Annotated in this window: 26 protein-coding genes and 4 pseudogenes; 16 read left to right on the top strand and 14 right to left on the bottom strand. The window is 69.1% G+C overall.

What is annotated here, in order from left to right:
- Positions 1 to 109: 109 nt before the first annotated feature.
- On the top strand, positions 110 to 868 hold the full coding sequence (locus tag IE295_RS16540) for a transposase family protein (RefSeq protein ID WP_190064359.1): 759 nt from the start codon (positions 110 to 112) through the stop codon (positions 866 to 868).
- 44 nt (positions 869 to 912) lie between these two features.
- Positions 913 to 1,687: pseudogene (locus IE295_RS16535) on the top strand (transposase).
- A 22-nt stretch (positions 1,688 to 1,709) separates the two neighbouring features.
- Here IE295_RS16535 and IE295_RS16530 read toward each other — a convergent pair.
- Both IE295_RS16530 and IE295_RS16525 read right to left on the bottom strand, forming a co-directional pair.
- Entirely contained in the window at positions 1,710 to 2,657 is a 948-nt protein-coding gene (locus IE295_RS16530; RefSeq protein ID WP_190064358.1) for a hypothetical protein, read from the bottom strand.
- A gap of 394 nt (positions 2,658 to 3,051) precedes the next feature.
- Positions 3,052 to 3,390 (bottom strand): thioredoxin family protein, encoded by a 339-nt coding sequence (locus IE295_RS16525; RefSeq protein ID WP_190064357.1) that lies wholly within the window; start codon positions 3,388 to 3,390, stop codon positions 3,052 to 3,054.
- A gap of 48 nt (positions 3,391 to 3,438) precedes the next feature.
- Here IE295_RS16525 and IE295_RS16520 point away from each other — a divergent pair, with 48 nt between their 5' ends.
- Both IE295_RS16520 and IE295_RS16515 read left to right on the top strand, forming a co-directional pair.
- A complete protein-coding gene (locus IE295_RS16520) occupies positions 3,439 to 3,582 on the top strand; it encodes a hypothetical protein (protein ID WP_190064356.1) in 144 nt (47 codons plus the stop codon).
- Positions 3,579 to 3,833, top strand: coding sequence for a DUF8839 family protein (locus IE295_RS16515; RefSeq protein WP_190064425.1), 255 nt, complete (start codon positions 3,579 to 3,581; stop codon positions 3,831 to 3,833). The genes IE295_RS16520 and IE295_RS16515 overlap by 4 nt, the downstream gene beginning before the upstream one ends.
- Here IE295_RS16515 and IE295_RS16510 read toward each other — a convergent pair.
- From IE295_RS16510 to IE295_RS16490, 5 genes and pseudogenes are all read right to left on the bottom strand, one after another.
- Positions 3,790 to 4,365, bottom strand: coding sequence for an SMI1/KNR4 family protein (locus IE295_RS16510; protein ID WP_190064355.1), 576 nt, complete (start codon positions 4,363 to 4,365; stop codon positions 3,790 to 3,792). The genes IE295_RS16515 and IE295_RS16510 overlap by 44 nt on opposite strands.
- 160 nt (positions 4,366 to 4,525) lie before the next feature.
- Complete coding sequence (locus IE295_RS16505) at positions 4,526 to 5,341, bottom strand: serine/threonine protein kinase (protein WP_190064354.1); 816 nt, start codon at positions 5,339 to 5,341, stop codon at positions 4,526 to 4,528.
- 152 nt (positions 5,342 to 5,493) lie between these two features.
- Positions 5,494 to 5,805: pseudogene (locus IE295_RS16500) on the bottom strand (glycosyltransferase); the annotation flags it as partial.
- Between the two features lie 15 nt (positions 5,806 to 5,820).
- Positions 5,821 to 6,042 (bottom strand): hypothetical protein, encoded by a 222-nt coding sequence (locus tag IE295_RS16495; RefSeq protein WP_190064353.1) that lies wholly within the window; start codon positions 6,040 to 6,042, stop codon positions 5,821 to 5,823.
- Positions 6,043 to 6,078: 36 nt separating this feature from the next.
- Positions 6,079 to 6,363 carry a hypothetical protein gene (locus tag IE295_RS16490; RefSeq protein WP_190064352.1) on the bottom strand — a complete coding sequence of 95 codons (285 nt, stop codon included), beginning with the start codon at positions 6,361 to 6,363 and terminating at the stop codon, positions 6,079 to 6,081.
- Between the two features lie 716 nt (positions 6,364 to 7,079).
- On the opposite strand from IE295_RS16490, the gene IE295_RS16485 reads away from it, so the two are divergent.
- Entirely contained in the window at positions 7,080 to 8,495 is a 1,416-nt protein-coding gene (locus tag IE295_RS16485; protein ID WP_190064351.1) for a DEAD/DEAH box helicase, read from the top strand.
- A gap of 216 nt (positions 8,496 to 8,711) precedes the next feature.
- Here IE295_RS16485 and IE295_RS33605 read toward each other — a convergent pair.
- Both IE295_RS33605 and IE295_RS33600 read right to left on the bottom strand, forming a co-directional pair.
- Positions 8,712 to 8,878: pseudogene (locus IE295_RS33605) on the bottom strand (toxin Doc); the annotation flags it as partial.
- Positions 8,879 to 9,146: 268 nt separating this feature from the next.
- Entirely contained in the window at positions 9,147 to 9,485 is a 339-nt protein-coding gene (locus tag IE295_RS33600; RefSeq protein ID WP_224323395.1) for a PLAT/LH2 domain-containing protein, read from the bottom strand.
- Between IE295_RS33600 and IE295_RS34145 the strand changes: the two are divergent.
- The 5 genes and pseudogenes from IE295_RS34145 to IE295_RS16460 all read left to right on the top strand — a co-directional run.
- Positions 9,484 to 9,735, top strand: a pseudogene (locus IE295_RS34145) (pyridoxal-dependent decarboxylase); the annotation flags it as partial. The gene IE295_RS33600 and the pseudogene IE295_RS34145 overlap by 2 nt on opposite strands.
- Positions 9,735 to 10,649, top strand: a complete 915-nt coding sequence (locus IE295_RS16475; protein WP_263453911.1) for a pyridoxal-dependent decarboxylase — start codon at positions 9,735 to 9,737, stop codon at positions 10,647 to 10,649. The pseudogene IE295_RS34145 and the gene IE295_RS16475, both read left to right, overlap by 1 nt.
- Positions 10,577 to 11,788 carry an SUKH-4 family immunity protein gene (locus IE295_RS16470; protein WP_190064349.1) on the top strand — a complete coding sequence of 404 codons (1,212 nt, stop codon included), beginning with the start codon at positions 10,577 to 10,579 and terminating at the stop codon, positions 11,786 to 11,788. The genes IE295_RS16475 and IE295_RS16470 overlap by 73 nt, the downstream gene beginning before the upstream one ends.
- A 139-nt stretch (positions 11,789 to 11,927) precedes the next feature.
- Complete coding sequence (locus IE295_RS16465) at positions 11,928 to 12,914, top strand: esterase/lipase family protein (protein WP_190064348.1); 987 nt, start codon at positions 11,928 to 11,930, stop codon at positions 12,912 to 12,914.
- Between the two features lie 1,209 nt (positions 12,915 to 14,123).
- Complete coding sequence (locus IE295_RS16460) at positions 14,124 to 15,383, top strand: NucA/NucB deoxyribonuclease domain-containing protein (protein ID WP_190064347.1); 1,260 nt, start codon at positions 14,124 to 14,126, stop codon at positions 15,381 to 15,383.
- A gap of 731 nt (positions 15,384 to 16,114) precedes the next feature.
- Here the strand turns inward: IE295_RS16460 and IE295_RS16455 are convergent.
- Entirely contained in the window at positions 16,115 to 16,420 is a 306-nt protein-coding gene (locus tag IE295_RS16455; RefSeq protein ID WP_018088626.1) for a DUF1330 domain-containing protein, read from the bottom strand.
- Between the two features lie 188 nt (positions 16,421 to 16,608).
- Between IE295_RS16455 and IE295_RS16450 the strand changes: the two genes are divergently transcribed.
- A complete protein-coding gene (locus IE295_RS16450) occupies positions 16,609 to 17,511 on the top strand; it encodes a LysR family transcriptional regulator (RefSeq protein WP_190064346.1) in 903 nt (300 codons plus the stop codon).
- A gap of 299 nt (positions 17,512 to 17,810) precedes the next feature.
- Here the strand turns inward: IE295_RS16450 and IE295_RS16445 are convergent, their stop codons facing one another.
- The 3 genes from IE295_RS16445 to IE295_RS34665 form a co-directional block, all read right to left on the bottom strand.
- The gene (locus tag IE295_RS16445; RefSeq protein WP_190064345.1) at positions 17,811 to 18,086 is read right to left on the bottom strand and encodes a hypothetical protein; all 276 of its coding nucleotides are present in this window, start codon (positions 18,084 to 18,086) and stop codon (positions 17,811 to 17,813) included.
- Positions 18,087 to 18,170: 84 nt separating this feature from the next.
- Positions 18,171 to 18,725, bottom strand: coding sequence for a hypothetical protein (locus tag IE295_RS16440; protein WP_224323396.1), 555 nt, complete (start codon positions 18,723 to 18,725; stop codon positions 18,171 to 18,173).
- Positions 18,722 to 19,774 (bottom strand): zinc finger domain-containing protein, encoded by a 1,053-nt coding sequence (locus IE295_RS34665; RefSeq protein ID WP_506005292.1) that lies wholly within the window; start codon positions 19,772 to 19,774, stop codon positions 18,722 to 18,724. The genes IE295_RS16440 and IE295_RS34665 overlap by 4 nt, the downstream gene beginning before the upstream one ends.
- A 187-nt stretch (positions 19,775 to 19,961) precedes the next feature.
- Between IE295_RS34665 and IE295_RS33590 the strand changes: the two genes are divergently transcribed.
- Both IE295_RS33590 and IE295_RS16425 read left to right on the top strand, forming a co-directional pair.
- The gene (locus IE295_RS33590) at positions 19,962 to 20,267 is read left to right on the top strand and encodes a hypothetical protein (RefSeq protein ID WP_224323398.1); all 306 of its coding nucleotides are present in this window, start codon (positions 19,962 to 19,964) and stop codon (positions 20,265 to 20,267) included.
- Positions 20,268 to 20,557: 290 nt separating this feature from the next.
- Complete coding sequence (locus IE295_RS16425; protein ID WP_190064344.1) at positions 20,558 to 22,159, top strand: ISL3 family transposase; 1,602 nt, start codon at positions 20,558 to 20,560, stop codon at positions 22,157 to 22,159.
- 14 nt (positions 22,160 to 22,173) lie between these two features.
- Here the strand turns inward: IE295_RS16425 and IE295_RS16420 are convergent, their stop codons facing one another.
- A complete protein-coding gene (locus IE295_RS16420) occupies positions 22,174 to 22,668 on the bottom strand; it encodes an NUDIX domain-containing protein (protein WP_190064343.1) in 495 nt (164 codons plus the stop codon).
- 520 nt (positions 22,669 to 23,188) lie between these two features.
- Between IE295_RS16420 and IE295_RS16415 the strand changes: the two genes are divergently transcribed.
- The 3 genes from IE295_RS16415 to IE295_RS16405 all read left to right on the top strand — a co-directional run bounded on the left by IE295_RS16415 (position 23,189) and on the right by IE295_RS16405 (position 26,148).
- Entirely contained in the window at positions 23,189 to 23,662 is a 474-nt protein-coding gene (locus tag IE295_RS16415; protein ID WP_190064342.1) for a nuclear transport factor 2 family protein, read from the top strand.
- Between the two features lie 501 nt (positions 23,663 to 24,163).
- Entirely contained in the window at positions 24,164 to 24,829 is a 666-nt protein-coding gene (gene cseB / locus IE295_RS16410; protein ID WP_229922979.1) for a two-component system response regulator CseB, read from the top strand.
- Positions 24,826 to 26,148, top strand: a complete 1,323-nt coding sequence (locus IE295_RS16405) for a sensor histidine kinase (protein ID WP_190064340.1) — start codon at positions 24,826 to 24,828, stop codon at positions 26,146 to 26,148. The genes cseB and IE295_RS16405 overlap by 4 nt, the downstream gene beginning before the upstream one ends.
- Positions 26,149 to 26,205: the final 57 nt, after the last annotated feature.

Raw genomic sequence — 26,205 nt, 5'->3', positions numbered from 1 at the left:
CACGTGGCCTGAGGACGGGTACGGCCGCGGTCGACGACACGCCACGGCCAACCGTGCACGAGATCGTAAAGCGTGTTGCAGAAGGCTGTGATCTGGGCATTTCCTTGGTATGGCCGGGGTGTTGAGGGCTGAGCCGTTGTGGGTGGAGACGTTCACTGGGCTGCGTATGCGGCAGTTCGAGGGGCTGTTGCGGGTGGTGCGGGAGCGGGGTGGCAATGGCCCTGGTGGCGGCCGGCCGTGGTGTCTGCCGCTGGCGGACCGGGTACTGCTGGTGGCCGTGTACTACCGGACCAACCTCACGATGCGGCAGCTCGCGCCGCTGTTCGGGGTCTCACCGGCGACCGTGTGCCGGGTGATCCAGCGGCTGCGACCCCTGCTGGCCCTCGAGCCGGCCCTCCAGCCCGCCAACGCCGCGGACCGGCTGTGGATCGTGGACGGCACCTTGATCCCCGTGCGTGACCGGACGGTCGGCGCCTCGAGCCGCAACTACCGCTTCTCAGCGAACGTGCAGGTCATCATCGATGCCGACACGAAACTGGTGGTCGCCACCGCCCGGCCGGCTCCGGGCAACAAGGCCGACGCCCACGTCTGGCGGAACTCGGGGCTGCCCGCCCAGTGCCAGGGCGTCATGGTGCTCGGCGACGGCGCTTACATCAACACCGGACTCATCGTCCCGCACCGCAAACGCCAGGGACGGCCGCTCCTGCCCGGTGAGGAAGCGGACAATGCCGAACACCGCAAAGTCCGTGCCCGTGCGGAGCATGCCTTCGCGAGGATGAAGAACTACAAGATCCTCCGCGACTGCCGGCAACGCGGCGACGGCCTTCACCGCGCAGTCCAGATCACAGCCTTCTGCAACACGCTTTAAAACCTGTCTCGTAACTCTGGATCAGGTGCGGCGTTGAGCTGGTCGTGCAGGTTGTCACGGCTCAACGCCATGAGCTCATAGAGGTGTTCACTGGGCTCCGCCTGCGCCAGTTCCAGCGTCTGGTGCGGGCTGTCCACCGCAACGGTGGCCGGGCTCTGGACCCGGACCGGCCGGGCCGCCCATGGGCACTGCCCCTGGAGGACCGCGTCCTGCTCGTGGCGATGTACTGCCGCACGAACCTCACCATGCGCCAGCTCGCCCCGCTCTTCGGGATCTCCCCGGCGTCCGTCGGCCGGATCATCGGCCGGCACGGTCCCCTGCTGGCCCTGGCCCCGGGCAGGCGAAAGCCCGGACGGCACCACATCCTCATCGTGGACGGCACGCTGGTGCCCACGAGAGACCGGACGGTGTCGGCCTCGTCGAAGAACTACCGCTACTCGGCGAACCTCCAGGTCCTGATCAAAGCGGACACCCGGGTGGCCGCCGGCCGGCCGCTGCCAGGCAACCGAAACGACTGCACCGCCTTCGCCGAGTCCGGCATCAAAGACGCCTGCGGCAACGCGACCGTCCTCGCCGACGGCGGCTACCAGGGCACTGGCGTCCTGATGCCCCACCGTCGCCAGGCCGGGCAGGACCGGCTGCCCGACTGGAAGGAACAGCACAACACCTCCCACCGGCGGGTACGCGCCCGCGTCGAGCACGCCTTCGCGCGCATGAAAGAACTGGAAGATCCTGCGTGACTGCCGTCTGAAAGGTGACGGCGTCTGGTGGGCCACCAGTGGCGTAGCCCACATGCACAATCTCGCCCTCAGTCACTGATCACAGCGTCACGAGACAAGCTTTAGAAATTGGGGACGTGACCCTTGGTCGCACTCGGCGCAGGGTCACCCGAGCGCCAAATTCGAGGTTGCCGCCAGACTGCCGACGCGGCGCTTGGCGTCTTGACGAAGGCGTTCTGTACCGGGACGGCGATGTGACACCAGGAGACGGCCGTGTGCCACATCCGCTTGTTGAACCAGTGCCCATCTTTGGGCCCGTCCTGGTGGAGGAGAGAGACGACGAGCCATCCGTCGTATCGTCCGGCGATGGCGTAGGCGTCGATGCGCCCATTGCTGCCCTCGGGGATGTCGAGAGTATTTCCGACACTGTTGGAGTTGGTCCAGGATGTCTGGTCACTGGTGGCATGCGAGTACTGGAACTGAGCTTGGGCAGTGCCTTTCGCACCGCCCTTCTCAAGGTTGACGCTCAGCGTGCCGCCGGCGGACCAGCCATCAGTGGTGGTGTGTGTGTCACTGACCGTCTGTGCGACTGTGTACGTGAGCGTGGTCTTTCCGGGGGCCGAGTCCGTGCTGACCAGCCATGGGTACTCTGCGTTCTTCTTGCCGACGAAGTAGGTGTTCGCCGTGCCGAAGTACTCAACGTACTCGGGAAGGTAGTCCAAAAAGTCCCGGATCAGAATATCTGCACAGTTGTCCACGCCGAACATCCTGCCCTTGTTCCATGACCATTTCGGAAATCGATCGGGAGCTGCGTCCCCTAGGAGTTTCCAGCATTCGAAGTCTGGAATATCATGAAACCTGACATATCGCCACGTGGAGCCCCGCGGGATTCCCTGGACAGCGATGTACTCGGGAATGGTATAGCCGGTGTGCATTTCCTCGGCGACGTTTCCGGTGAGCATGCGATCCAAGTCCGAGGGTCCGGACAATCGAAGGTCTGGCTCCGGAGTCACCCCCACGGACATGCCTGCAGCATCCATCAGTGTCGGGTTCTTTTCCGTCTGAGTCATTGATCAGGCCTTTCGCTCGGGGATCCTGGCGGAACAAGTCTCCATGCGAACTCACCACGCCGCACGCGGGAGATCACCAGGATGCTCACCATCCACCACCTGCGCGGTCGTGCGGGAGGAGGAGGACCTCGGCCCGCTGTGGCTGCCTCTGCCCACGGCGAAGGAGTGTGAGCTGTTCGGTAAGAGCTCGACGACCCGTGGTGGGAGATCCGCCAGAGGGGAGGGGTGCATGGGGTGACCGGGTGACTGCGCCGGCCCGACACCCGCCAGCCGAGGAGCGGCCCATTCCACCGGTGGTGCGTCCGAGGACACGCGCACACCCCGGCCGTCCGCAGCCGCCCTGGACGTTCGGCTCGGAATCCGCTTCCCCGGCCGCGGAAGAGCGTGCGGCCGGTCAGAAGTGCGCGATCAGGAAATCCCGGACCTCGGCGTGGGTCATCGACCCCGTGCTGCGTGCCGCCACCGCACCGTCCTTGAGCAGGACGACGGACGGGGCCCCAGTGACGCCGTACCGCTTGGTCGCCTCCGGACAACGGGTGATGTCGATCTTGACGGCCGTCAGGAGGTTCGCGTACTCCTCGGCGATCCGACCCACGACAAGGTCCATTGCCCGGCAGGCCTCGATCGCCTTCGGCCACGTCCCGGAGAAGTAGGCGAGGACCGGGCCTTCGCTCATCCTGAGGACAAAGTCGACCTCCTCGTCCTCCAGTGGCTGATGAACGCGTCTTGGCATCGGAACTCCTGACCTCGTGATCGACGTATCGGGACACCATCATCGCCTGTGACACCCGCGTTCGACGCCGACCGCGGCCAGGCCCCGGTCCCGGTCTTCACCGCGTCCCGGGGCGTCGTCGGCGAGCGGGCCGGCCCCGAAGCGATGGGCGACCTGATCGGCTCCTTCGAGAACGACAGCGCGTCCCGATGACGACCGCCGCCACCTCACCGCGCACCGACCTGGAGCCGTTCCTCGCCGGCCACCCCCGCGGATCGTGGTCGGCCGACGAATACGCCGCCGCTCAGCGAGTCCAGGGCACCGACGCCGGAGTCGTCATGGGCCTTGGCAGCGATCAGTTCCTTGTGGTCACCGACACCACCACCCCGGAGCGCGGCGCTCCCCCGTTACCGCCCTCCATCAGCGACCCCAAGGGGCGCTGGCGACGATCGGCGGGGAGGTGAGTCCAAGGGCGGCGTTGTCCTTGCCGTCCCGCATGTGGTTGAGCCAGCGTTCGTACCAGGCGAGGAAGTCCGGGGCCGAGGAGACGTTCGCGGGCCAGAAGCCGTCCGCGTTACCGGTGAGCATGCGGCCGGTAAGGGGGCCGGTCACACCGATGAGGCACAGGTCGGTACAGCCCATCTCGACGATGTGGAGGAACAGGTCCCCCCACAGAGCGTCCGGGTGGTCGACATGAGTGAACCCGCGCGGGCTTCCGTCCAGCGGTTTCCCGTTCATCGTGTACAGCCTGCACTCCTCCAGCGGGAGAAGACCGTAGAAGGGGCCGGCACCACTACCACCAAGCTGGACAAGGAACTCCCGGTAGGCCACCGGAAGCTGGATGCGGTGTTCACGCTCGAAGGCGTCTGCCTGCACGGGCTTGATACACGCCCCAAGGCGAAACTGGTGACGCTCCGCGCCCATCGAGTAGCTTCGCTGCGCCTGGTACGGCATCCGCGCCAGCTTGGAGCGAATACGCGATATACGGGAATCCATCGAAGGATCTCTTCTCTCGTCCACCGAAACCCTACCGACCGGCTCGGGTGAGACACATCCGGGAGGGGTCTGCAGAAGCGTCGAATTTCGACTCGCACGCCACACCACCTGCATCACCGAGGACGTGCGCCACGGACACTGGCACTCGATCTCACAAGCCTCAGAACCTGCCGGATCGTTTGGGGAAGTAGTCTTCGAGTGTGCCTTCGCGGTGGACGTCGAGCGTGGCGCAGTGCAGTCCGCTCCCGAAGGGAGCCACGTCCCAGAATGGCACCGGGACGACCTCGAAGCCCAGGTGGTCGAGCTGTTCCATCTGTGCGGTCTCGCTCGCTTCCACGCAGACCGTTCCGGGGGCCAGCACCAGCACGTTCATCGACAGCCAGCGGCTGCACACGGACAGCGGCGGTGGGGCCTGCCGTCCGGGGGTGGCGGCCTGGACGACCTGCCAGTCGTTGGCTTTGAGGTACTGCAGCAGCTCCCGTTCCGTGGGCGGTTCGGCGCAGTGGAGCACGAGCCCTGGGCGGAGCGGCACCCAGGTGGCGTCGATGTGCATGGGGTGCGCGCTCTCGAATGTCACCCCGTGCACGCGGTGCTCCGGCAGGTGCTGCCGGAGCCAGCGGATCCCGGCCGTGTTCGTGGCGAGGGACCGCTGGACGAACAGGTCCTTGCCGCAGCGGGCGATGTCGGCGGCGTCGAAGAGTGGTTCGGCCTCGGTCAGCACGAGCTCCCCGGCCCTGACGCGGGCGATCTGCTCCTCATACGGCAGAGCCTCGTACTCGCCCCAGAAGCCCGGCCGGTAGGACGTCTCGGTCATCCGGGGCTTGGGGGCCGCCTCCCAGCGCATGCCGGGGTCGGCGCGGAAGTAGGACTCGATCAGCGGCCGGTGGGCCAGGTATTCGAACCCGCGGCTGCGAAACGGCATGGTCGCCTCGAGCAGCTCGTTCCCGATCACCACCAGGACATCCCGGACGGGCATGGCCCAGAACATGCTCTCCTGCGACCACTCAGGGGTGGCGACCGGCCGGCTGAAGTCCAGCGGCCGGGGCCGGTCGACCCGGATGCCGCGCGCTTCGAGAATGCGGGCGAAGTCGTCCAGCTGCTCGCTGGCCGCCGCCGTCGTCTCCTCAGAGAACCCTGCGCGCCACCGGTGACGTACACGGTCGGCAGCCGCCGGTCGAAGCCGCGCAGGCCCAGGGCTTCCGCCGCCTTGTCCGGGTGCCCGGCCAGCACCTCCGGCCGGATCGGATTCCCGGTGACGACCGCGGCGCCGCGTACCACCTCCGGCAGAAGGGGCATGGTCGACTCCGAGGGCATCGCGATCCGCGTCGCCGAGCTCGCCAGCTTCCGGTTCGCCAGGCCCAGGCGCACCGTCTGCTCGTGCAGCACCAGCGGGCGCCGGCACATTTGGGCGGCCAGGCCGGCCGGGACGGCGACGATGCCGCGGAGCGGCGAGGATCACGTCGCCACGATCGGCCGCGCGCGTTGATGGGGATCGGGGCTGCCATCTCGCTCATGCGGTGCGTGTGTTTGTACGGCGGCTTCTTCCGTCTTGTTCGCGTCCACAAGGGACGCAGTGACCAGCCAGGACAACTGCAGGGCGTACTCGCGGACGTGAATGATGAGGATCTCCGGAAATGGCGCTGCCCGCAGTTGCTTGAAAGGCCAGGTCACCGGCATGGAGGGGACGTGGTTCCAGTGCCTCTCCGAAGACCGTTACCCAGCAGCCACAACCTGGCCGGCCGTGACCTGGGGAGGGTTGGGTAGCAGTGACGCGAGGTTGTCCCGTACGAAGTCCGCCGCCCTCCTGACCGACTCTTCGGCCCCGGCTTGGTCTTCAAAGACGCTGGTAGAGACCATCAATCCATCCCCCGCGTCAACCCAGTAGTAGGCCACGAATCCTGGCACCTGGCGGAGAAGAGGCACGAATCCCTCGTTCACTCGCCGTCCCGCCTCGGCAGGATCAGTCACCCCTTCATAGCGTCGGAGCACGGCGTACATGGCTGATCTCCTCATGGATTCCAAGGTCACATCGTGCGAGACGACATACCCCCCACCGCGTGTCCCTCGCTCGGGGGCGTCCGGAAGGTACTCGGATGGGCGCATCGGTGATCTGTTGCATCGCCTCGCCCATCGTCCGCCACCCCGCGCGCACATGCAGCATGCGGATCAACGGCCCCAGCCGCTCGCCGGTGCTGGGCCCGGTCCATCGCACCAAGATCCCACCGCACCCAGCCGCACAACATCAGGCATGTCGATCCAATGCCTCCGAAAGAGGCTGCCCCAGGAAACCCTGGGGCCGTGACGCGGCGGCACCGCACTGTGCCCGGGCTGACGAGCGGGCACAGCAGCCCCTTCTCCCCGGCAGCCGAGCACGGCCCGGGCCGGCCCGCCAGAGCCGGGCCGGGCCGGTCTGTATCGCACCGAGCGGTCCGGCGCAGGTCGTCCCGGCCTCAAGGCGGATGGGACGGTCACACCGTCTGCCGTGGTTCCAAGGCGCATCACCGGCTTAATCGGCGCCGCTCGCCGATGCCAGGACAGCGATCGGCGTCACCGAGCCGGGCCGGGTCGAATTGTCACCGCATGTTAGCGTCGAATGTTTGCACGATCGTGACGGATGGTGTTTCCGTTCGTCCGGTTTCCCTTGTTCATCTTGTTGGCCGGGTGCTCATTCCTGCCAGGCCTTCCTCGGTACGTCCCCATACGGAAGGCTCTTCATGAACCACCTGGACCGCCCCGCCACCTCCCACGGCGACCTCGCCCGGCCCGTGCCCCTGACCCCGGAGGTGGCCCCGGTGGCCTCCTTCGCCGATCTGGGACTGCCGGCCGCGGTGCTGCGCGCGCTCACCGAGCACGGACTGCGCGAGCCCTTCCCGATCCAGGCGGCCACGCTGCCCGCCGCCCTGGCGGGGCGCGACGTCCTGGGGCGCGGGCGCACGGGATCGGGCAAGACGCTCGCTTTCGGCCTGCCGCTGCTCGCACGGACGGCCGGGCGACGCGCGGAGCCGAAGCAGCCGCTTGCTCTGGTCCTGGTGCCCACCCGGGAGCTGGCCCAGCAGGTCACCGAGGCACTCGCGCCGTATGCTGACGCGCTCCGGCTGCGGATGGCCACGGTCGTCGGCGGCATGTCGATCGGCCGGCAGAGCGCCGCGCTGCGCGACGGGGCCGAGGTCGTCGTCGCCACCCCCGGCCGCCTGCACGACCTCATCAAGCGCGGAGCCTGCCGCCTGGGGCGGGTACGGATCACCGTCCTCGACGAGGCCGACCAGATGTGCGACATGGGCTTCCTGCCGCAGGTCACCGAGGCACTCGACCAGGTGCACCCAGACGGCCAGCGCATGCTGTTCTCGGCCACCCTGGACCGCGACGTCGACCACCTGGTCCGCCGCTACCTCCACGACCCCCTCGTCCACTCGGCCGACCCGTCCGCGGGCGCTGTCACGACGATGGACCACCATGTGCTGGTCGTCCACGGCCCCGACCGTTACGCCGTCACCACGGAGATAGCCTCCCGCGACGGCCGCGTACTGCTGTTCCTGGACACCAAGCACGCGGTCGACCAGCTCACCCGGCATCTGCGGGCCAGCGGAGTGCACGCCGCGGCCCTGCACAGTGGCAAGTCCCAGCCGCAGCGCACGCGGACCCTCGCGCAGTTCAAGAACGGCCAGATCACTGTCCTGGTGGCGACCAATGTCGCGGCCCGTGGTCTGCACGTCGACGACCTCGATCTTGTGGTCAACGTCGACCCGCCCACCGACCCTAAGGACTATCTGCACCGAGCGGGCCGCACCGCCCGGGCCGGTCGGTCCGGCATTGTCGTCACGCTGGTGCTGTCGGCCCAGCGCCGCGAGACGAGCCGGCTGATGGCCGAGGCCGGCGTAGAGCCGACGGTCACCAAGGTGCGCTCGGGTGAGGCGGAGCTGAGCCGGATCACCGGCGCCAAGGCCCCCTCCGGCACCCCGATCGACGGCGGGCCCGCCGCACCCCGGGCCAAGAACACCAACGCCCCCTTCCGTGGCCTGGGCACCAGCAAGGACGCCTCCCGCGGCACCGGCGGCAAGTCCCGCAAGGCAAGCGAGGCCCGCAAGCTCGCCGAGGCCCGCAAGGCGGCCCGGGTACGCCGCGGCAGCTGAGAACCCACCACCCGCACAGCCACTGCCCCGACAGCCCCGGATATTCCTGATCACATGCCTGGGCGCCGGCGCGGACACCCTCTGACCCCGCCCGAAGTTTCCTGTCGTGAGTCCACCCACAAGACGGATGCTCTCGGAGAAGGACGCTCTCGTGGCGTGCCCGGCCGCGAGCCGGGGACCAGCCAACGCCCGGAGCGGAGAGGGAGGAGCGGGTGGCGCACGCCAGGCGGGGTCGGAGTCGACACCCAAGCGGGGTGGATCGACACGATGCCGGGCGACTGCCGCGACCAGGGCTGAGAAGCGGATACCACGGCCTGGTCAGGCATGGCGGCTTCCTGCTGCTGCAGGAGCCAGCGCACGTCGATGTGCAGGATCGGCGGCATCAGGTCAGGCAGCCCGTCCGGTGCCGGGCTCAACTGGCACAGTTCCCGGCGAGCCGCTGCTCATCGGCTGGCGTCAGGTTCAGCGGTGGCGACTGTGATGCCCGTCAGGTCTTCTTGTTCAGCTTGCGTGCCTCACAGTTGTCACTCCGTGGCATGGTCAAGGCACCGAGCAGACCGAGGGCGGCGCGGGCGTACTGGGCACCGGGTCGGCCGGAGCCCAGCGCGGCTGGTCCCCCACGCGCCGGCTGACGCCAGTCGGTCTCAGCTGCTAGATCTTCCACTCGGGCGAGTAGTGACGGTAGTCGCAGTCCCAGCCGTTCGGCGTTCTCTCCTTCCGCGCCTTCCCGTTGGTGAGGCAGAAGTACTCGGCGACGGCAGTCCGTACCGTGTGCTCCCGGCCCGACGGGTCAGTGATGGTCACCAGATCCTCGAAGCACCAGTCGTCCGAGCCGCCCTTCCACAGCTGGATCTTCGTTGCGGTCCCGAAGCTCTCCGGGACGTTGATCACGTACGTGTCGACGTCCCCGCGTTCGAAGTCGTTGTGGTTGCGCTGGTCGAAGTCGGTCCACTGGGAATGCTGGCCCGCCGCGTTGGTCAGCCGCCCCATGGCTCGGCTGTCGGTCCCGCAGTGGCCGCCCACTTCTCTGCAGCGCGCGGCCGCCGTCCTCGGTCTGGGAGAGCGGGCTGTGACCTCCGTACCCGTCGACCTCGACCTCGACATGGACGCCGCAGCACTGAAGGTGCTGCTCAAGGAGGCCGCCAGCCGGGGCGAGACCCTGATAGCCGTCGTGGCCACCACCGGCACAACCGACACCGGCGGCATCGACCCGCTGCCCCTGATCGCCGACAGCGCCGAATGGTACGGCGTCTGGCTCCACATGGACGCCGCCTACGGCGGCGGGGCGCTGCTCTCCGACTGGCTCGCCCAGGCGTCGAGCGCGCCGACTCGGTCTGCCTGGACTGGCACAAGCTGGGCCGGCAACCGGCCCCCGCCGGAGTCTTCCTGGTCCGGCGGGCCGAGACCTACGCCCCGCTGGGCCGACGCGCCGTCTATCTCAACCCGGCCGACGACGAGGAAGCGGGCTACCCCAGCCTGTTGGGCCTCTCCCTGAGCACCACGCGCCGCCCAGATGCCTTCAAGATCGCCGTCACCCTGGCGGCCCTGGGCCGCACCGACCTGGGCCGGCTCGTGGACACCTGCCACGACCTCGCCCACCACGTCGCGGCCACCGTCGACGCCCACCCGCGGTTGGAACTGCACACGGCCCCGGTCCTCACCACCGCCGTCTTCCGCTACTTGCCCGCCTCCGGGGACCCCGCCGACACGGACCGCTTCAACGCGGCGCTGCGCCGCCGTCTGCTGACGGAGGGCCGGGCGGTCGCCGGCCGCACCGAACTCCCCGGCCGGGGCCTGGGCCGTGTACAGCTCAAGGTCACCGTGCTCAACCCGCAAAGCAGTTCGGCCAAGGTGGACGCCGTGCTGGCCGCTGTCGTGACTACCGGGGAGGCGGAGGAGGCCGGGGGTGTCGGGAGCGCCGGTGTTGGAGCGCCGGGGAACCGCGAGAGGAGCTCGACAGGGTGCCCGTGCAGCCCCGGCCCGCGGTGCCGCCCCCGTCGTCGATGTCAGTGGTGCCCGTTAAGGTCGGCGCACGGAGATCGGCGAGCACCACCACGGGGGCGACAAACATGGACACGGGCATGGACACGGACAGCGATGCGACGGGCGAGCGGCGGGAGACGGCAACGGGCGACAGCCAGTGGTGCCGCCTGACCAAGGCCGCGTTGCCGGCGGGGCTGACGCACGCCCCCAGTCGCCGCTTCCTCGTCGAGGAGGGGCTGCCCGTCGCGGCGGCGGACCTCGACTTCAGCGAACTGGGCACGGACGGCCCGGAAGCCGGCGCCGATGGACTGTTCGTCCTCGGTGAGACCGACTACTGCGGCCACGTGGTCCTCGACGGGGCGACCGGCGAGGTCTATCTCATGGAGGAGGCCGGGCACGACGCGCGCCGCGACCTCCTCGCCTCAAGCCTCCCCGCCCTCGCGGGCCTGATACGGGAAACCGAGGAGCTCTCCGCGGCGGCCCGGCGAACCGAGGAGCACGGTGGTCGCCGCGGCCCGGCGGTCGTCGCCGAGGCACGCGACGCCGCCGAGCGGCGCATGCGCGCCGTCGACCCCCGGCTCTTCGCCTCCGACACTCCGCCGGCGCACTGGAGCACCGTGCTGCTGATGCGCTCCTTGAGCTGGGGTGCCCGGCCCGGCGGCCCCGGCGAGCCCCTGCATGTCTTCGACACCGACCTCGTCGAGGATCTCGCCCGGCTCGCCGGCGACGGCACGGTGCACCGCTTCGACCCGGACCGGTTGCCGTGCCAGCTCACGCACGAGCCCACCCGGCGATTGCTCGTCGGCATGGGGCTTCCGTCGGACGGCGGGCTCTTCAGCGCGTGCGAGGAACCGATGCGGACCATGGGGGAGGTCTACCCGAAGTCCTTCGGCTCCGAGACCGGGCACGAAGACGAAGGTGGCGAGGACGGTCCCGTCGATCGCCGGTACCAGCGCGAATTCCTCGCGCTCGGGTGGTGGCCGCACGACCTCACGATCGCTCTCGACGGCACCACCGGACGGCTCGAGCTGCCCGACTGGTACGACGACGGCGAACCGCACCCGTATCTCCACCACGACCTGTCGGCGCTGCTCTACGCCTGCTGGACGTACGAGCGGTTGCGCGAGGAGTGGGGCCGCTGGGAGTACCGCGCGGCGGAGGAGACCTGGCAGGTGTTCGACCCCAAGCAGCTCCTCCACCGGCGCGTCGACGAGATGGTGGAGGCCGTCGACCCGGAGGCGTTCGCGACCTCTCGGCACTCTTGGAGGATGCTCGCCGAGGACGACTACACCGGAGGGCTCCTGGCATAGCCCCGCCGCACAGTCGTCCAGGCCGTCCCTCCCACAGGCGCAATGCCCGCGCACACCGTTCGGCGGGCGTGGCGCGAGGCATTGTTCCCGTGTGCGGGCTGCGGGGCGTGGGACGAGGACGGGCCGGGTCGTCCGGCTGATGACGGCCGCTGTGCTGGGGGTGGTGCTGGCGCTCGCGTCGGCACCACCCGCCGGGGCGGAGCCCGCAGACCGGGAGACGGGCCCGGCACAGGGCGACTTCCTGAACGCGTTCCTGTATTCCGTTGCCCACCCCCGGGCCTTTCCGGCCGGGGTGAACGACCCCGGCTGCCCCTCCCCCGGCCCACGTCACCCGCACCCGGTGGTGCTGGTCAACGGCACCCTGGAGAACGCCTACGTCAACTGGTCACGGCTCGCCCCCCAGCTGCGGGCCGACGGTCACTGCGTCTTCGCCTTCAACTACGGCGGCGTCGGCGGCAGCCCGTTCCAGCAGCTGGGCCCCATGCGGACCTCGGCCCGTCAGCTCGCCGCCTTCGTCGACCACGTGCGCGCCGTGACCGGGGCCCGGCGGGTGGACCTGGTCGGCCATTCCCAGGGCGGACTGCTGCCGCTCTACTACATCAACCGCCTGCACGGCCGGGAGAAGGTGCACCGCATGATCGGTGTCGAGCCCGCGAGCCGGGGCGTGCGCGTGTACGGGGTGCTCACCATCATCGGCCGGACCCCCGGCCTCTCCCGGGTCCTGAGCCTGCCCTGCGCCGCGTGCGCCGACTTCACCGCGGGCTCGGCGTTCCTGCGCGAGACCGCGGAAGGCGGCTACACCCGGCCCGGAGTGGAGTACACGACCATCGTCTCCCGCACCGACGGCGCGGTCACGGTGCCAGAAGCGCAGCTTCCGCCGGCCGCCAATGTCACCAACATCGTGACGCAGGACGTGTGCCCGCAGGATCTCACCGACCACGTCAACGCCGTCTACGACGACATCACCCTGCGCCTGGTCCGCGACGCCCTCGACCCTGCTGCCGCCGTACCGCCCCACTGCCACATCGTGCTGCCCCTCCTGCCGCCCCAGCCGTCGCGCGGCGTACGAACGCTCCCCGCACGGCCCGTTACGGTTCAGGCCCCGCGTGACCGTAGTGCGCGCTGAGGGGCGTGAGTTCGGGCTCGCCCCCATGTCGTCCGTAAGCTCCCCCGGTGCCCCGCCGGGCCGGTGGCCTCCGTCCTCCAGGCCGCACAGGCCCGGTCGCACACAGTCGCGCAAAGTCGCACGAGGGGGAAAGCCGCGAGCAGCAGATGCCCCATCCCGAGAACGGTCCGGTGGTGGACAGCGGCACGCCGACGGTGTGCCGGAGCCCCACCCGGCGCAGGAGTCCGCTGGCCATCCACGCTGTGCTCGCGCTCCGTTCTGAGCGGGCTTTGAGCAGGGCTCCCGTGCCCTTGTTGGCTCAACATGCCCGTTCCCTGGCCGGGCGCCATGACGTCCCAGGCCGGAACCCTGCCAGTTATGTGGTGGGGAGCGGTGGTCGATCGAGGCGAATTTAGCGTCGGCAGCGACGCAGTGACGATGACGGAATCAGCCGGTCCGAGGCGAAACCCATGACCCTTCATGGGCTGTTACGCAGCCTTGACCTGCCCGGGGCTCATCAGAATTTCATCTGCGAAGCTACGATCCGCCACCGCCGCCGCACAGGTGGGCTGTTTCAGTCGTGATTCCACTGCCGTCACCTCGACGGCCAGCGACTGCCAGACCGGCCTCTCATCATCCGCCGGCGGCGGCCGACCGCCACCAAGCCATCACGATATTCGGCCAACTTGCACATTCCCGAGGACCTTCGGCGGCCGTGGCGCCTTGAATGTTTGCGCGTCGGCGTGAACGGCCCTATGAACGATGGGGGCAGAGAGGCATCGGCGCGACAGAAGACAATCCAGCGAATCGAGCCAGGCGGTGTCTGGCGGTGAGCCGGAAGGAGGAGCGTCGATCCCGACGGCCGACCCCCCGGCAGAGTCCGCATGATCCCGACCGCATCCAGTGCGGGCACGGAACACAACCAATCGGAAAACCAGGAGAAAACGAACATGTCCGTACCAGGTTTACATCGTCACCACGAAGGACGGGACCGAAGACCGCACAGGCGGCGCCGTGCCCTGTCAGGGGCGACGCCGGCCGCCGCTGCCGCATTCAGCGGTCCAGCGACGGCCGCCGCGCCCGCGCATCCTGCCGACCGCGGCAGTGCCGTCGCGAAGACGGCGGCGGTGTGAGGCCGAACGGGCCGAAGAACGAACGTGGAAGATTCTGGCACTACGCCGGTTCGATCTTGAGTGGATTCACATGCCACCGGAAAAAGGGGGACCACCTTTGAAACGCGTCAGACAGCTGCTGGCGGCGATAGCCTCACTCGCCCTCACCGCCGCCCTGCTGGCCCTGGGAACCTCCCAGGCCGCCGCTGCCCCGGCCACGGCCCGGCCCGCCCCCCACGGCCAGGGCACCTGCAAGCCCGTCCCCCCCGGCAAGGGAGCCCCTAAGGACGCGGCGTGGGCCTGCTACAAGATCAGTTCCAGATCGCCCGCCCCCGCACGCGCCCTTGCCCCCGCTCCCCGCGACGGCGACGATCCGAACAGTCCGGATAGCCTGTGCGGCAAACAACCCCCAGACAACTCCACTCGCCTCGCGTACTGCATGACAAAGGGATTGAGATGGACCTACCTGAGCAGCGATCAGAAGACGGTGATCGGCGGCGCCGAGGGCGACCTCGCCATCTACTCCAGGCTCAAGGACACGCCGAAGGCCAATTGGACGGAGAGCGCTGTCGCCATCTTGCGCAGTAAAACGGACAATATCCCCGCCGTGGAGGTGGCCCTGCTGCCCACCTGCATCGGCCAGTGCGCCGTGACGTCAGGGCCCGTCGTGGCCAAGCTGGAGAAAGTGGGTGGCGAGGGTGGCGGGTCCATCACTTACAGCTCTTCGGTCAGCAAGGGCACCCAGGCGCTGGTCCGGCCTCAATACCACCTGGAATTGGACATCCTGCTTCCCTCGGAACGCCTGCCGTCTGTGAACACCGACTGGCTCGGCCCCCAGATACGCTGTGACGACATGGTCGGCCAATGGCCGGGCTGCGTCATCCCGGAGCACATGGCCAACGTGACCATCCGCAAGTCGCTCTACCGGGCCGCCGCCGTCACCTACGAGTGGGCGCAGAAGAACCTGACCACCTTCAGCATGGGCACCGAGGCCAAACCCCTACACCGCAAGGAAGCCACCGAAAAGGAAATAGAACGCAGGCGAGACATTACCTGCAATCTGGGACCGGACAAGTTCGTGAGGGACAATTCGCTGGTGCCGGATGACTCGTGTGATGAGTTCCCCTTCGCCGCGTCCCAGGAGGGCGGCAATGCGGGTTCCCTGTGCGTGGACATCCTTCCCCAGCAGGTGGGCGGTGTGTGGGATGTCAAGAACGTCAAGGTCCTGCGGAACGGCGCGAACGCCGCGAACGCGCCCTGTGTGCGCTCCCACGTCACCAGGGCCGACAACGTCGCGGCGGGCCGTGATGAGTTCGGAGCTGCGGTGCGGTCTGACCGCATCATCGACAACGAGCCCTTCCAGGTGATCATCCCGTAACCGGCACCGTAAAACGGGATGGGTGCGGCTCTCCTGGGGCGAGCTCGTCGGTCAGGCCGTGAGGGCGTCGGCGATCTGCGCCACGGTGTAGCAAGTCTGTCGCACCGGCGCGGCCCCGTGACGGGCGTGCATGAGGTGCAGCGATGGGCTCAAGCCTCGATGGCCGCATGGCCGACTTTCAGGTCGGCCAGTTCGCGCAAGCAGGGCTCACGGGGAACGGGCTCTCGCGGTAGATCTGTGGCATGACCACCTGATCCCGAAGCAGGGCGGCCGGCTCCAGTGCGCCATCCTGGCGCAGCCAGGCGCGCCCCTGGGCTACTTCAACAACAGAAGAACCGCAGATCGAAACCCCTCGAAAGAGGTCTTGACCTGCGGTTCTTCAAACTGTGTATCAGTACTCTGAGTAGCCCCGACGGGGGCACACGGCAGATGGATGCAGGATGCGCCCCTGGTCATCGACGCCTTGTGTTCGCTGGACCGATCTGTCGTGTGAGAAGCGGTTCGCGGTTCGCTTCGGGCGAGGGTGAGTTTCGTCGACGAGGTCAGCGAGATAGTCCAGCCGGCCCGGACGTAGCGTCGCTTCTTCGATCCGCCCGACAGGTATCAGGCCGTCGAGGACGTCGACGACGAACTGGGACGCGGGGCATGGCTTCGAACTCGTCTCGTGAGTCGTCGTTCAGCACCGTGTGCGTATCAGGTGACGGATGCTCAGCGATGGCCGGCCCCGCCGGTCAGTCGATGCCGTCGATGATGCGGAAGTCGCGCTCGACGCCGTCGGGGAGGGCCACCAGCGCCTTCTGGTATGCCTCGCTCTCGTATGCCGCGACGGCCTGTTCAAAGCTGTCGAACTCGATCAGAACGACGCGTTGCGTGATTCCGGCCTCGTGGGCGACGACTCGACCGCCACGGGACGGGATCCGGGACAGGGTGCGCCCGCCCCCAGCCTGGACAGCCGGACCCGCCAGCTTGTCGTAGGCAGTCAGCGCCTCAGGGTCGGAAATGGCGGGGTAGACACTGACCCAGTAGCCCTTGGCCATGGAAACCTCCTGTGTTCGGCCGGACACGTCCGACTTCGAATTGACACTCGGATCGATCGATCCCGGCGACGGGTACCGCAGTCAGTTGAACCGTCATATGCGCAGGTTAGGGCTTGACGTGGGGTCGAGGGAAAGATCAATACGGGATAGACTCAGAACGGATCGTTATCAATCGGCAGGGAGGGCACGTGGCGCCGGATACGGTGAGCCTGCGGTACTTCCTGGTGCTGGCGCAGGAGTTGAACTTCACCCGCGCGGCCGCACGGATCGGTATCGCACAGCCCGCACTCAGCGCCCGGATGCGCCGATTGGAGGCGGAACTCGGTACGACCCTGCTGGTCCGCAACACGCGTAGCGTCGTACTGACCACGGCCGGTGCGGCTCTGGCGGAGTCCGCGCCGCCCGCGCTGGCGGCGCTGGACCGGGCATGGGACACCGCCCGGAGCGCGGCGGCCGGTGAACTGGGCACGCTGCGCATCGGATACAGCCTCAGCACCGGGGCCGAGACGGCACCGGCCCTGGTGGACAGGCTGATTCGCGGCAACAGCGGACTCGAGGTCGGCGCGGTCCCGATGGCGACACCGGAGATCTCCCCCGCGGTCGCCGACGGCCGCATCGATGCCGGGATCACCCGCGGTGAACAGCCGGGCCGCAGCGTGCGCCGGTACCTGCTGCGGCGTGCGCGCATCGGGGTCCAGCTGGCGCAGCGCCATCCGCTTGCCGAACACCCGGAGATCGAGATCGCCGACGCGGCCGCGTATCCGCTGCGACTCCCGGACCGTGCGGCCAACCCCGTGATCCACGATCAGCTGTCCGCACTGTTCCGAGACACCCGACCACACCCCCGATTCCACACGCCCGCAGTCTCTTTCGACATGTCTCAGCGCGACCTGCGCGACGGGGTCACCCTCGCCCCGGCCGGAGAAGCCGCGGTCACGGCACAACCGCCCGGCATCACCTGGCGACCGCTGCGGGGCGCACCCAGCCTGACGATCCACCTGGTCCTCCCACGCGAGCAGTCGCCGCTACACCGCCGCATCCGTGCCGTCGCCAAAACCCTGGCGCACGACCTGCACTGGCTGCCGGACTGACGCGCAACAGGTCAAGCGAGACGGACGACGGCGGTGGCGAGGCCGAAGACCTTGCGCCCGGCGGACTTCGCGGTGATGACGACGGCGGTCTTGCTGAATGTCCGACACGACCTCGCTACGCCGGCGGATCAGCATCCGATGATGGCCCCGGGTCCGGTCCGAGTCGTACACCGCGGCGACGTCCTCGGCCAGCCCGAGATCTCGGCGGATACCGCGCCTTCGCCGATGCCGAACCGGACAAGCACGGGTAACCGGCGGGAACGCCCGCCGTCAACGGCGTCCATGACGTCGGTCAATGCTTAACGCCAACCACTGTTCCATTGCTCCCCGAGGCCGTCCCAGGGGACGCGGCCGGACCGACGGGCCATGCCGACGTACTCGCACATCCGCTTGTAGTCGCGCTCGGCCTTGGCCATCACCCCGTCGCTGACGAGCACGTACCAGAGCTGCCGCAGCGAGACGGGCAGGTGCTCGTGGTAGCGGTCGAGGACGGTGTCGACCGCGGCCGGCACGCGGAGGGTCTCGCGCTTCGGCCGCCAGTGGGGCTGCGGCCCCCGAGGTCGCTTGTCCGGCACGGGCCCTCACCTCCTTTACCTCAAGAGTCCGCCAAGGCGTCCTTTCTCGGCAAGGGCTACTGACAGGTGGCCTGACCTGCGCTTTCAGTGCCGCCGAGTCGGGTCGCGGTTGAGCTGGGCCATGAGTTCGCGGTTGGTCGTGCGGGCGGCGTTCAGCTCGTCGCCCTGGTCCTGGAGCTTGAGTTCCAGGTCGACCACCTGCTGTTCGAGGGGGGTGATCTTGGCCTTGAGCTGCTCGGTGTCGTCCGGGCCGCCGATGCCGACCTCGCGCCAGACCTGCTCGCCCAACACCTCGCCGAGGCGGGCTTCGAGGCTGCGGACCTGGGCAGCGAGGCGGGCGGATCGGGCGTCGGCCGCCAGGAGGTCGGCCTGCAGAGAGGCCCGGCTGACCATGGGTCCACGGCCGCCCGGGACGGCTGGCGGCTCGGCGGCCTGGGCGTGGACCTGGCCCAGGAGGTCGCGGTGACGGTAGAGGAAGGTGCGGTCGACGCCGGCCCGGCGGGCGATCACGGTGACGCTGATCTCGGTGCCCTCCTTGGCGGCGGCGGCCAGGGCGGCCTGGACGCGCCGGCGGCGCCGGCCGGTGTCGGCGCGGCGGCCTTCGGCCATGGCCTGGACGCTTGGCTCGGGTGCGGTCATGCGGGTCGCTCCGGTCTCAGGTCGGGCAGGGGCCGGCGGATGCGGGGCATGCCGAGGAAGCCCTGGCGGGTCTTGCGGACGATGGCGGCGGCCTGCTGGATCTGGTCGCGTTCGTCGTCGGTGAGCTGGTCGACGTCCTCGGTGACGCGCTGGATCAGCCGCCGCGCCCGGCGGATCTCCTCGTCGGACGGGGCGGCCTCGGCGCGGGCCCAGGCGTCGGCCTCGGGCATCGCGAGCAGCTTCTCCCTGGTGCGGAGCAGGTCGTCGAGGCAGGAGCGGAGTTCGGGGCAGCACATCGACTCGAACAGGTCGAGGTGGGAGCACAGCTGGCGCAGGATCTCCGGGGGCAGGTCCTGCCCCTCCTCGGAGGGCTCGGCGGCCTTGGGCACATCGCGGAGGGTGATGACGAAGTCGTCCGGCAGGCCGGCCATCGGAGCGCCGGGGCGGGTCAGGCCCATCGCGCGGGCCTCCCTCAGTGCCTGTGTGGGATCTCTTGATCGGTTGCCTGGCCCCTCGTGTGGGTGATCGCGGGACCTGTGGCCATGGGTCTGGGTCGTCGTCGTGGCTCGCCGGCGATGAGAGAGCCCGCCCCACGGTGCGGCCTCCTGCCCTCCCCGGACAGGGGGCCGCAACGGCTTTGGGTCTCTGGTCGGTGAGCCGGTCCCTGCCTCGAAGCGCAGCGAGGCAGAAAAGGGGGTCGAGTAGGAGCGGAGCCGGGAGTGCAGCCCGCAGTTCGAGGCCGCGTCCAGCTGCGAGTCGAGCGCTTGGCCGAGTGTCGAGCAGCGTGCGTAGCCGATCCGGATGTCCGCGGTCGGGACATCGGGTTCGACTGGGGCCGGGGGCGGGGTGCCGGGCCGCCACGGCTGTCCCGGTCCCCGGTCGGCGGGGGTCGGCACCCGCAGCAGCTTCGCGAGCCGGGGCACCTTCGTGAACCGGCCGGTGTGATAGGCGCCGGCGACCGCGCCGCCGCGCGAGCGGCACGGCGATCCGGACTCGGCACCGCACCGCGGGCAGAGATGGCGCTCGACATCCCGGCCGAGCCGCTTCATCTCATACACGGTGAAGACAGCACGGCAATGCGGGGCGTGAGCCTTGATCTCCCGATGCCGCCGAGCTCACCGCGCTCGCCGACCACCTCACCGCGCACGGCCTGGTCCTGGAGATGCTCGCCGGACCCCTTGCCCGGGATGTACGACCCGAGCGGGCCCGGCCGGCTGCTGTTCGTTCTTCGCGGCGATGGCAGAGACCGAGCGGGAGAACATCGGCGAGTCCACCCTTGAAGGCCTCGATGCCGCCGCCCGCAAGGGCAAGCACGGCGGCCGGCCCCCGGTCATCACCGACGACATGCTCCACACCGTCCTCCGACGCCGTGCGGCCGGCGAATCCGTCGAGCAGATCCAGCCCGGCCTGATCACCCCCACCGGCAAGCGCAAGGGGCACAGCCCGTCCGTCGCCAGCATCTACCGGGCCCCGCCGAACATGCCGGACGAGAGGCATACCCCGAGGCCGTCGAGGCGGCGCAATCCGATTTCGCTGCGCTGACCAACGGCGAGATTCCCGAGCCCCGTACCGGGACGGAGGCCCGGATGTCACGCTGACCGCCTTCTTCAGTGCCGGGCCAGGAGCCGAGTAGGACATGCTGCGCCCTAATTCATGTCTACGGTCAGTACAGGAGTGCGGAAGCGCCCGTCTGGCTTTGTACACGAGAACGGGTTCTGGCTCAGCTTCTGTGGGGCCGTCACTCTGAGTGATAGTCGAGTCTTTCGTAGCGGCTCTTGAAGTCGCCCGAAAATGAGCTGTGGTCAAGGTAGTTGGGCTGACAGTTCGGGGCCGTGGAAGAGGCCGTGCTCCGGTTGAAGGAGCTGTTGTTCCCGTCGATCGCGGACGTTGCGGTGCTGTCGGTGAACGTGAGCATCGCGATGGTGCGCGTCGATGCGTACTGCACCACGGACGGCGCGACGTGTCCGGTGTGTGGAGCCTGGTCGAACCGGGTCCATGGTTCCTACCTGCGGTTTCCCGCCGATGTGCCTAGCGCAGGGCGAAGCGTTGTTCTCCAGCTGAGGGTCCGTCGGTTCATCTGCCAGAACGCCTCGTGCGTGCGACGCACCTTCGTCGAGCAGTTAACGGGTCTGACCCGCCGGTACGGTCAGCGGACCGAACGTCTGCGTTCGGCCCTGGCCGCAGTGGGGCTTGCCTTGGCGGGCCGGGCCGGCGCCCGCTTGGCCTCCGTCCTCGGGATGCCCATCAGCCGCAGCACCGTCCTTCGCCTGGTCGACGCGCTTCCCGAGCCGGACGTGCCCGCGCCGCGGGTGGTCGGCGCCGACGAGTACGCCACCCGCAAGGGCCGCCACTACGGCACGGTCCTCGTCGATATCGAGACGCGGCGCCCCGTTGACCTGCTGCCCGACCGGGAGGCGCCGACGCTGGCCGCGTGGCTGGCACAGCGGCCCGGTGTCGAGGTCGTCTGCCGCGACCGTGCCCCGTTCTTCGCCGAGGGCGCCGCCGCCGGGGCACCGCAGGCCGTCCAGGTCGCGGACAGGTGGCATCTCTGGCACAACCTGAGCGAGGCCGCCGAGAGGACCGTCGCACAACACCGCCGCTGCCTGCGTGTCCTGGTCCCCGAGGCACCTGAACCCGAGCCTGAACAGGCCCCGGCGGAAGAGGCGTCCGGCTCGCCGTGGCCGACCGGCCACCGGTTCGCCGACCGCACCCGGAGCACACACGCCGCCGTCCACGCGCTGCTGAAAGCAGGCCACAGCCGCCGCGCGATCCAGCGGCAGCTCCACATGACCAGCCGCACCGTCAAGCGGTACGCCGACGCTGCCAAGCCCGAAGACCTCTTTACCGGTCAGTGGCAGACCCGGCCGTCCGTCCTGGACGAGTACAAGACCTACCTCGACGACCGCTGGAGCGAGGGGTGCACCAACGCCTGGAAACTATGGGAGGAAATCGTCCCGCTCGGCTACAAGGGCAGCTACCAGCGCGTTCGCGCCTACCTCCACCAGAAGCGCACCTCACCGCGACCCGTGACCGCACGCCCGCCCTCGCCCCGGGCCGTCGCCGGATGGATCCTCCGTCGCCCGGAAACCCTCTCCGAGACCGACCAGCTCCACCTCAAGACCGTCCGGGCCCACTGCCCCGAACTGGACACCCTCACCCGCCATGTCCGCTCCTTCGCGACCATGCTCACCGAGCGCCAGGGCGAGCGCCTGCCGGACTGGCTCGATGCCGTCCGACAGGACGACCTACCCAGTCTCCATACCCTCGCCGCAGGCATCGACCGCGACCGCGATGCCGTCATCGCCGGCCTCACCCTGCCCTGGAACTCGGGCCCCGTCGAAGGCCATGTCAATCGGATCAAGATGCTCAAGCGCCAGATGTTCGGCCGCGCGGGCTTCGCCCTCCTGCGAAAACCAGTCCTGCTCGCGCCATGACGCGGGCGGTCGGTTCAGAGGCCGAGCAGCACAGGTCTGGCTGGAACACCGGAGGTGATCAACGCCCTCAAAGGAGTCGCAAGGTCGCGGGGGGAAAAGAGGTCCGGACCGTCATAACTGGCGACTTCCTGTGGGTGCCACCACTCCAGCCCGGTGATGTTCTCCTCGGCGAGCTCGTCGTCGGACAGCGCCCCGCGCGGGTTGAACCCTGCAGTGCGCACGAGGAAGTAGTCATTGACGACGCCGTCGTAGCCCGCTGCGTGCCCAGGCGCCACCACTTCTTGGTGCCACACGTGCGGGGGGTCGGTCCTGACAGCGAGGCCCACCTCTTCCCGCAGTTCGCGACGTAATGCGGCAAGTGGTGTCTCGTCCTGTTCGATTCCTCCGCCCGGAGCTGCCCACACCACCGTTCCCGCCAGCTCTGGAATCGCGAACCGACAGAGAAGGATGCGGTCGTCCTCGTCGAGGATGATCGCGCGTACTGAGAGACGCAGGTTCACGGATGGCATCCGGACACGCTAACTGCCTGGGCAAGGGTGATGTGATTGAACAGGTGGGCCGAGCCCAGTAGCTCTCTGTCACTGGCCACAGAAGCTGTGCCAGAACCCGTTCTCGCGAACAGAGCCAGATCCGCTGAGGCACGTTGACGATGTACGTACCCTCGATTCGGATGTCCCTCGTCCGCTACGGGTACCTCCCCCACCCTCCGGGCGGGCAGCCGCAGCGACCTGCTGCCCCGTCCTCACTCCTGCATCCCAGCCTGCTCCCGGTCCGTCGGCCCCGCCAGCAAGCCGGACAATGCGGGCACCTGCCGCACCCGGCGAGCGCGCCGTCCGGCTGAACACCTCGTGCGCTGCCCGCTGCTGGATGTGAGCGTGGCAGTGCGAGGCGGAGCGGCGAGCTGGAGGAGGCGATCGTCGTGGCGCGACCGACCTGGTCGGGTGGGCGGCGACGGCGTCGGCCGGGCGGGGCGATCGTGCGAAGACGAAAGCAGTCGCAGGGTTCGCTGGCGGGCTGGTAGAAAATGGGATGACTACTGACGCCGTTGATCCCATGGACCGTCTGATCGCTGAGCGATCCTGCGAGCGCCTCATCATCGAGTTCGTCCGCAAGCTCGACTTGGGTGACCCAAGTGAGGTGGCCGAGCTGTTCACTACTGACGGGATCTGGGAGTGGGCTGCAGGTGACCGCAGCATCCGGGGTCGTGACGCCCTTCGCGCCTACTTCGGTTCTCGGCCTGCCGACCGGCTCTCGCGCCGTATCTGCACGAACATCCTGGTGACCCTCACATCCGAGTCGACAGCGACCGCGACCACCTACTTCACGACCTACCGTGTCGACGGTCATACCGGCGGCATGCTGCCCGCGCGACCCCCTGTCCAGGTGGGTCACTACGAGGACACCTTCCGCAAGGTCGACGGCCGGTGGCTTATCAGCAACCGTTCCCTGTTCCTGGCCTTCGCCGGACCTACCGAGCGCCTGGCACCTGCAGACGAATCGTAAGCACGTGCTCGTACCCCCGAATGGCCGGTTGAGGGGCCGGCGGCACCAGGCCGGTCTCCGAAAGCCCAAGTGATTCCCGAGATCGTGATCCTCGAGCGCCACTGTGTCCCGGGGCTTTGTATCCGGCGCGTATCAGGAAGCGCTTGGTCGTCCATCAACAAAGCGCGCCGACCGCGGCGGAGGGAGGCCGGCAGGGGTTTCGGAGGGCCGTGGGGCCGACGGCTGCCCGGCCCGATGGCATCCATTCCGACCTGGGGGTTTACGGATGGAGGAGCCCCTGGACAGGTGTTTCGCGTGTCCGCTGTACGACCCGGCCGTGCCCCTCGGTGTCTGTCGTATCGTTCGTTCCGGGTCGTCGGCCGCGCATGAGTCGTCAGTGCAGCCAGGACCGCCGTCTCACCTGACCCGCCCGAACAGGAGCCCCCGCCCGTGTCCTCGTCCGCCCCGGCTGGGGTCTCTTCGCGCCCTGTTCGCGTGTTGCTGGTGGAGGACGACGACCTGATGCGCCGGTCCTTCACCGTCGCCCTGGAGCGCTACGGCTACGAGATGAAGGCCGCGGCCGACGGTCTCACCGGGCTCGAGCTCTTTCGCGACGAGAGCTTCGACCTGCTGATCCTGGATGTGATGCTGCCCGGCCTGGACGGGATCGGCCTGTGCCGCAGAGTCCGGGAGACCAGCTTGGTGCCCGTCTTGATGATGTCCGCTCGTGGCGACGGGCTCGATGTCGTCGCCGGCCTGGAGGCCGGAGCGGACGACTACGTGGTCAAGCCCGTGGACACCTACGTGCTCGTGGCACGCATCCGCTCCCTGCTGCGGCGGGCGACCTACGCGGCCGCCCCAGGGCCCGTGCGGGCTCCGGGCGAGGAGCCGCCGTCCGAGGGAGACGTGCTGGTGCTCGGGGACCTGACCATCGACACGGCCGGCATGGAGGTGTTCCTCTCCCAAAGCCCGGTGGCGTTGACCCCCACCGAACTGAAGCTGCTGCTGGAGTTCGCCGCCCACCCGGGCGTCGTGCTGGACCGGCACACCCTGCTGCGCAACGTCTGGGAGTACGGCTGGGACGGCGACAGCCGGGTCGTGGACCTGTGCGTGCAACGGCTGCGCAAGAAGCTGGGGCGAGAGCGGATCGAAACAGTCCGCGGCTTCGGCTACAAGCTCAGGCGATGAGACCGGTGCGTCCGTTCCACCGGCTACGGCCGGCCCTCGCGTCCTTGCGCTGGAAGATCGCCGCGCTGGCCGCCGCCACGGCGTGCCTGGTGGCGGTGGCCGTGGGCGCGCTGGTGCACGTATGGACCGCGCAGGACATCCGCGACAGTGCCGGAGCGCAGGCCTTCAACGCCGTGTACTCGGCCATGGACGTCTACCGGCGTACCGGAACGCTCGCGGACGGCGCCGAGCTCGATCCGGCCGAGCTGCCCGCCGCGCTGAGCCACCCGGCCGACGGCGACCGGCACACGGCCTACGACGGGCGCGTCGAGGGAAATCTGGGGCCGAGCGTCTGGGCCGCGCAGCGGACCGGCGGACCGGGCAGCCCGGTCCTCGCCGTCCGGGTCAACATGAGCCCGGAACTCCACACCCTGCACCGGCTCGACGTGACCATGACGCTGGCCTCGCTGGTCGCGCTCGCGGCGGCCGTGCCGCTGGCGGGGTACGGGGCCGGGTTGCTCGGCCGCCGGCTACGGCGGGTCTCCGAGACCGCGGGCCGGATCGCCGCCGGGGACCTCGACGCCCGGACCGGGCCCACCAAGGGCCGCGACGAGGTGGCCGACATCGCCGCAACCGTCGACCTCATGGCCGACAGCCTCGGCCGACGGCTGCGCACCGAGCGCCGGTTCACCGCGGACGTGGCCCATGAGCTGCGTACTCCTGTCGGCGGTCTGCTGGCCGCCGCCGACCTGCTGCCGCCCGGTGAGACGGAGGATCTGCTCCGGGCCCGGGTGCGTGATCTGCGCGGTCTGGTCGAGGACCTGCTGGAGATCTCCCGGCTGGACGCGGGCGCCGAACAGCCGGTCCGGGCCCGGGTGCCGCTCGGCGCGGTCGTCTCCGAGGCCGTGGCGCGCACCGGCTTCGACACCGAGGTCACCGTCGCCGGCACGCAGCGCGACGCAGAGGTCGCCGACACGCAGCCCGCGGAGGATCCCGGCACGCGGCACGCGGGGGATGCCACGACCGTGGAGACCGACCCGCGCCGCCTGGAGCGGATCGTCGGCAATCTCGTCGTCAACGCCCACCGGCACGGGGGCACCCCGGTGCGGGTCACCGTCGAGGGCCGTACGGTCGTCGTGCGCGACCACGGCCCGGGCTTCCCGGCGGACCTGCTGGTCCATGGTCCGCGCCGGTTCCACACGGGCGCGACCGAGCGCGGCTCGGGCCACGGTCTGGGGCTGACGATCGCCCTGGGACAGGCCCGGGTGCTCGGCGCCGAGCTGCGCCTGGACAACGCCCCGGACGGCGGCGCCGTCGCCACCCTGCGCCTGCCGACCTGACCTCCCGGCACCCGCAGAACCTCTGCCCCCCCCCCCGCCGCACAACTGCTACACAGC

Source organism: Streptomyces griseocarneus (assembly GCF_014655595.1).
Lineage (GTDB): Bacteria > Actinomycetota > Actinomycetes > Streptomycetales > Streptomycetaceae > Streptomyces > Streptomyces griseocarneus.
The sequence above is the reverse complement of the archived record's forward strand: the minus strand, read 5'-3'. Positions and strand labels throughout refer to the sequence as shown.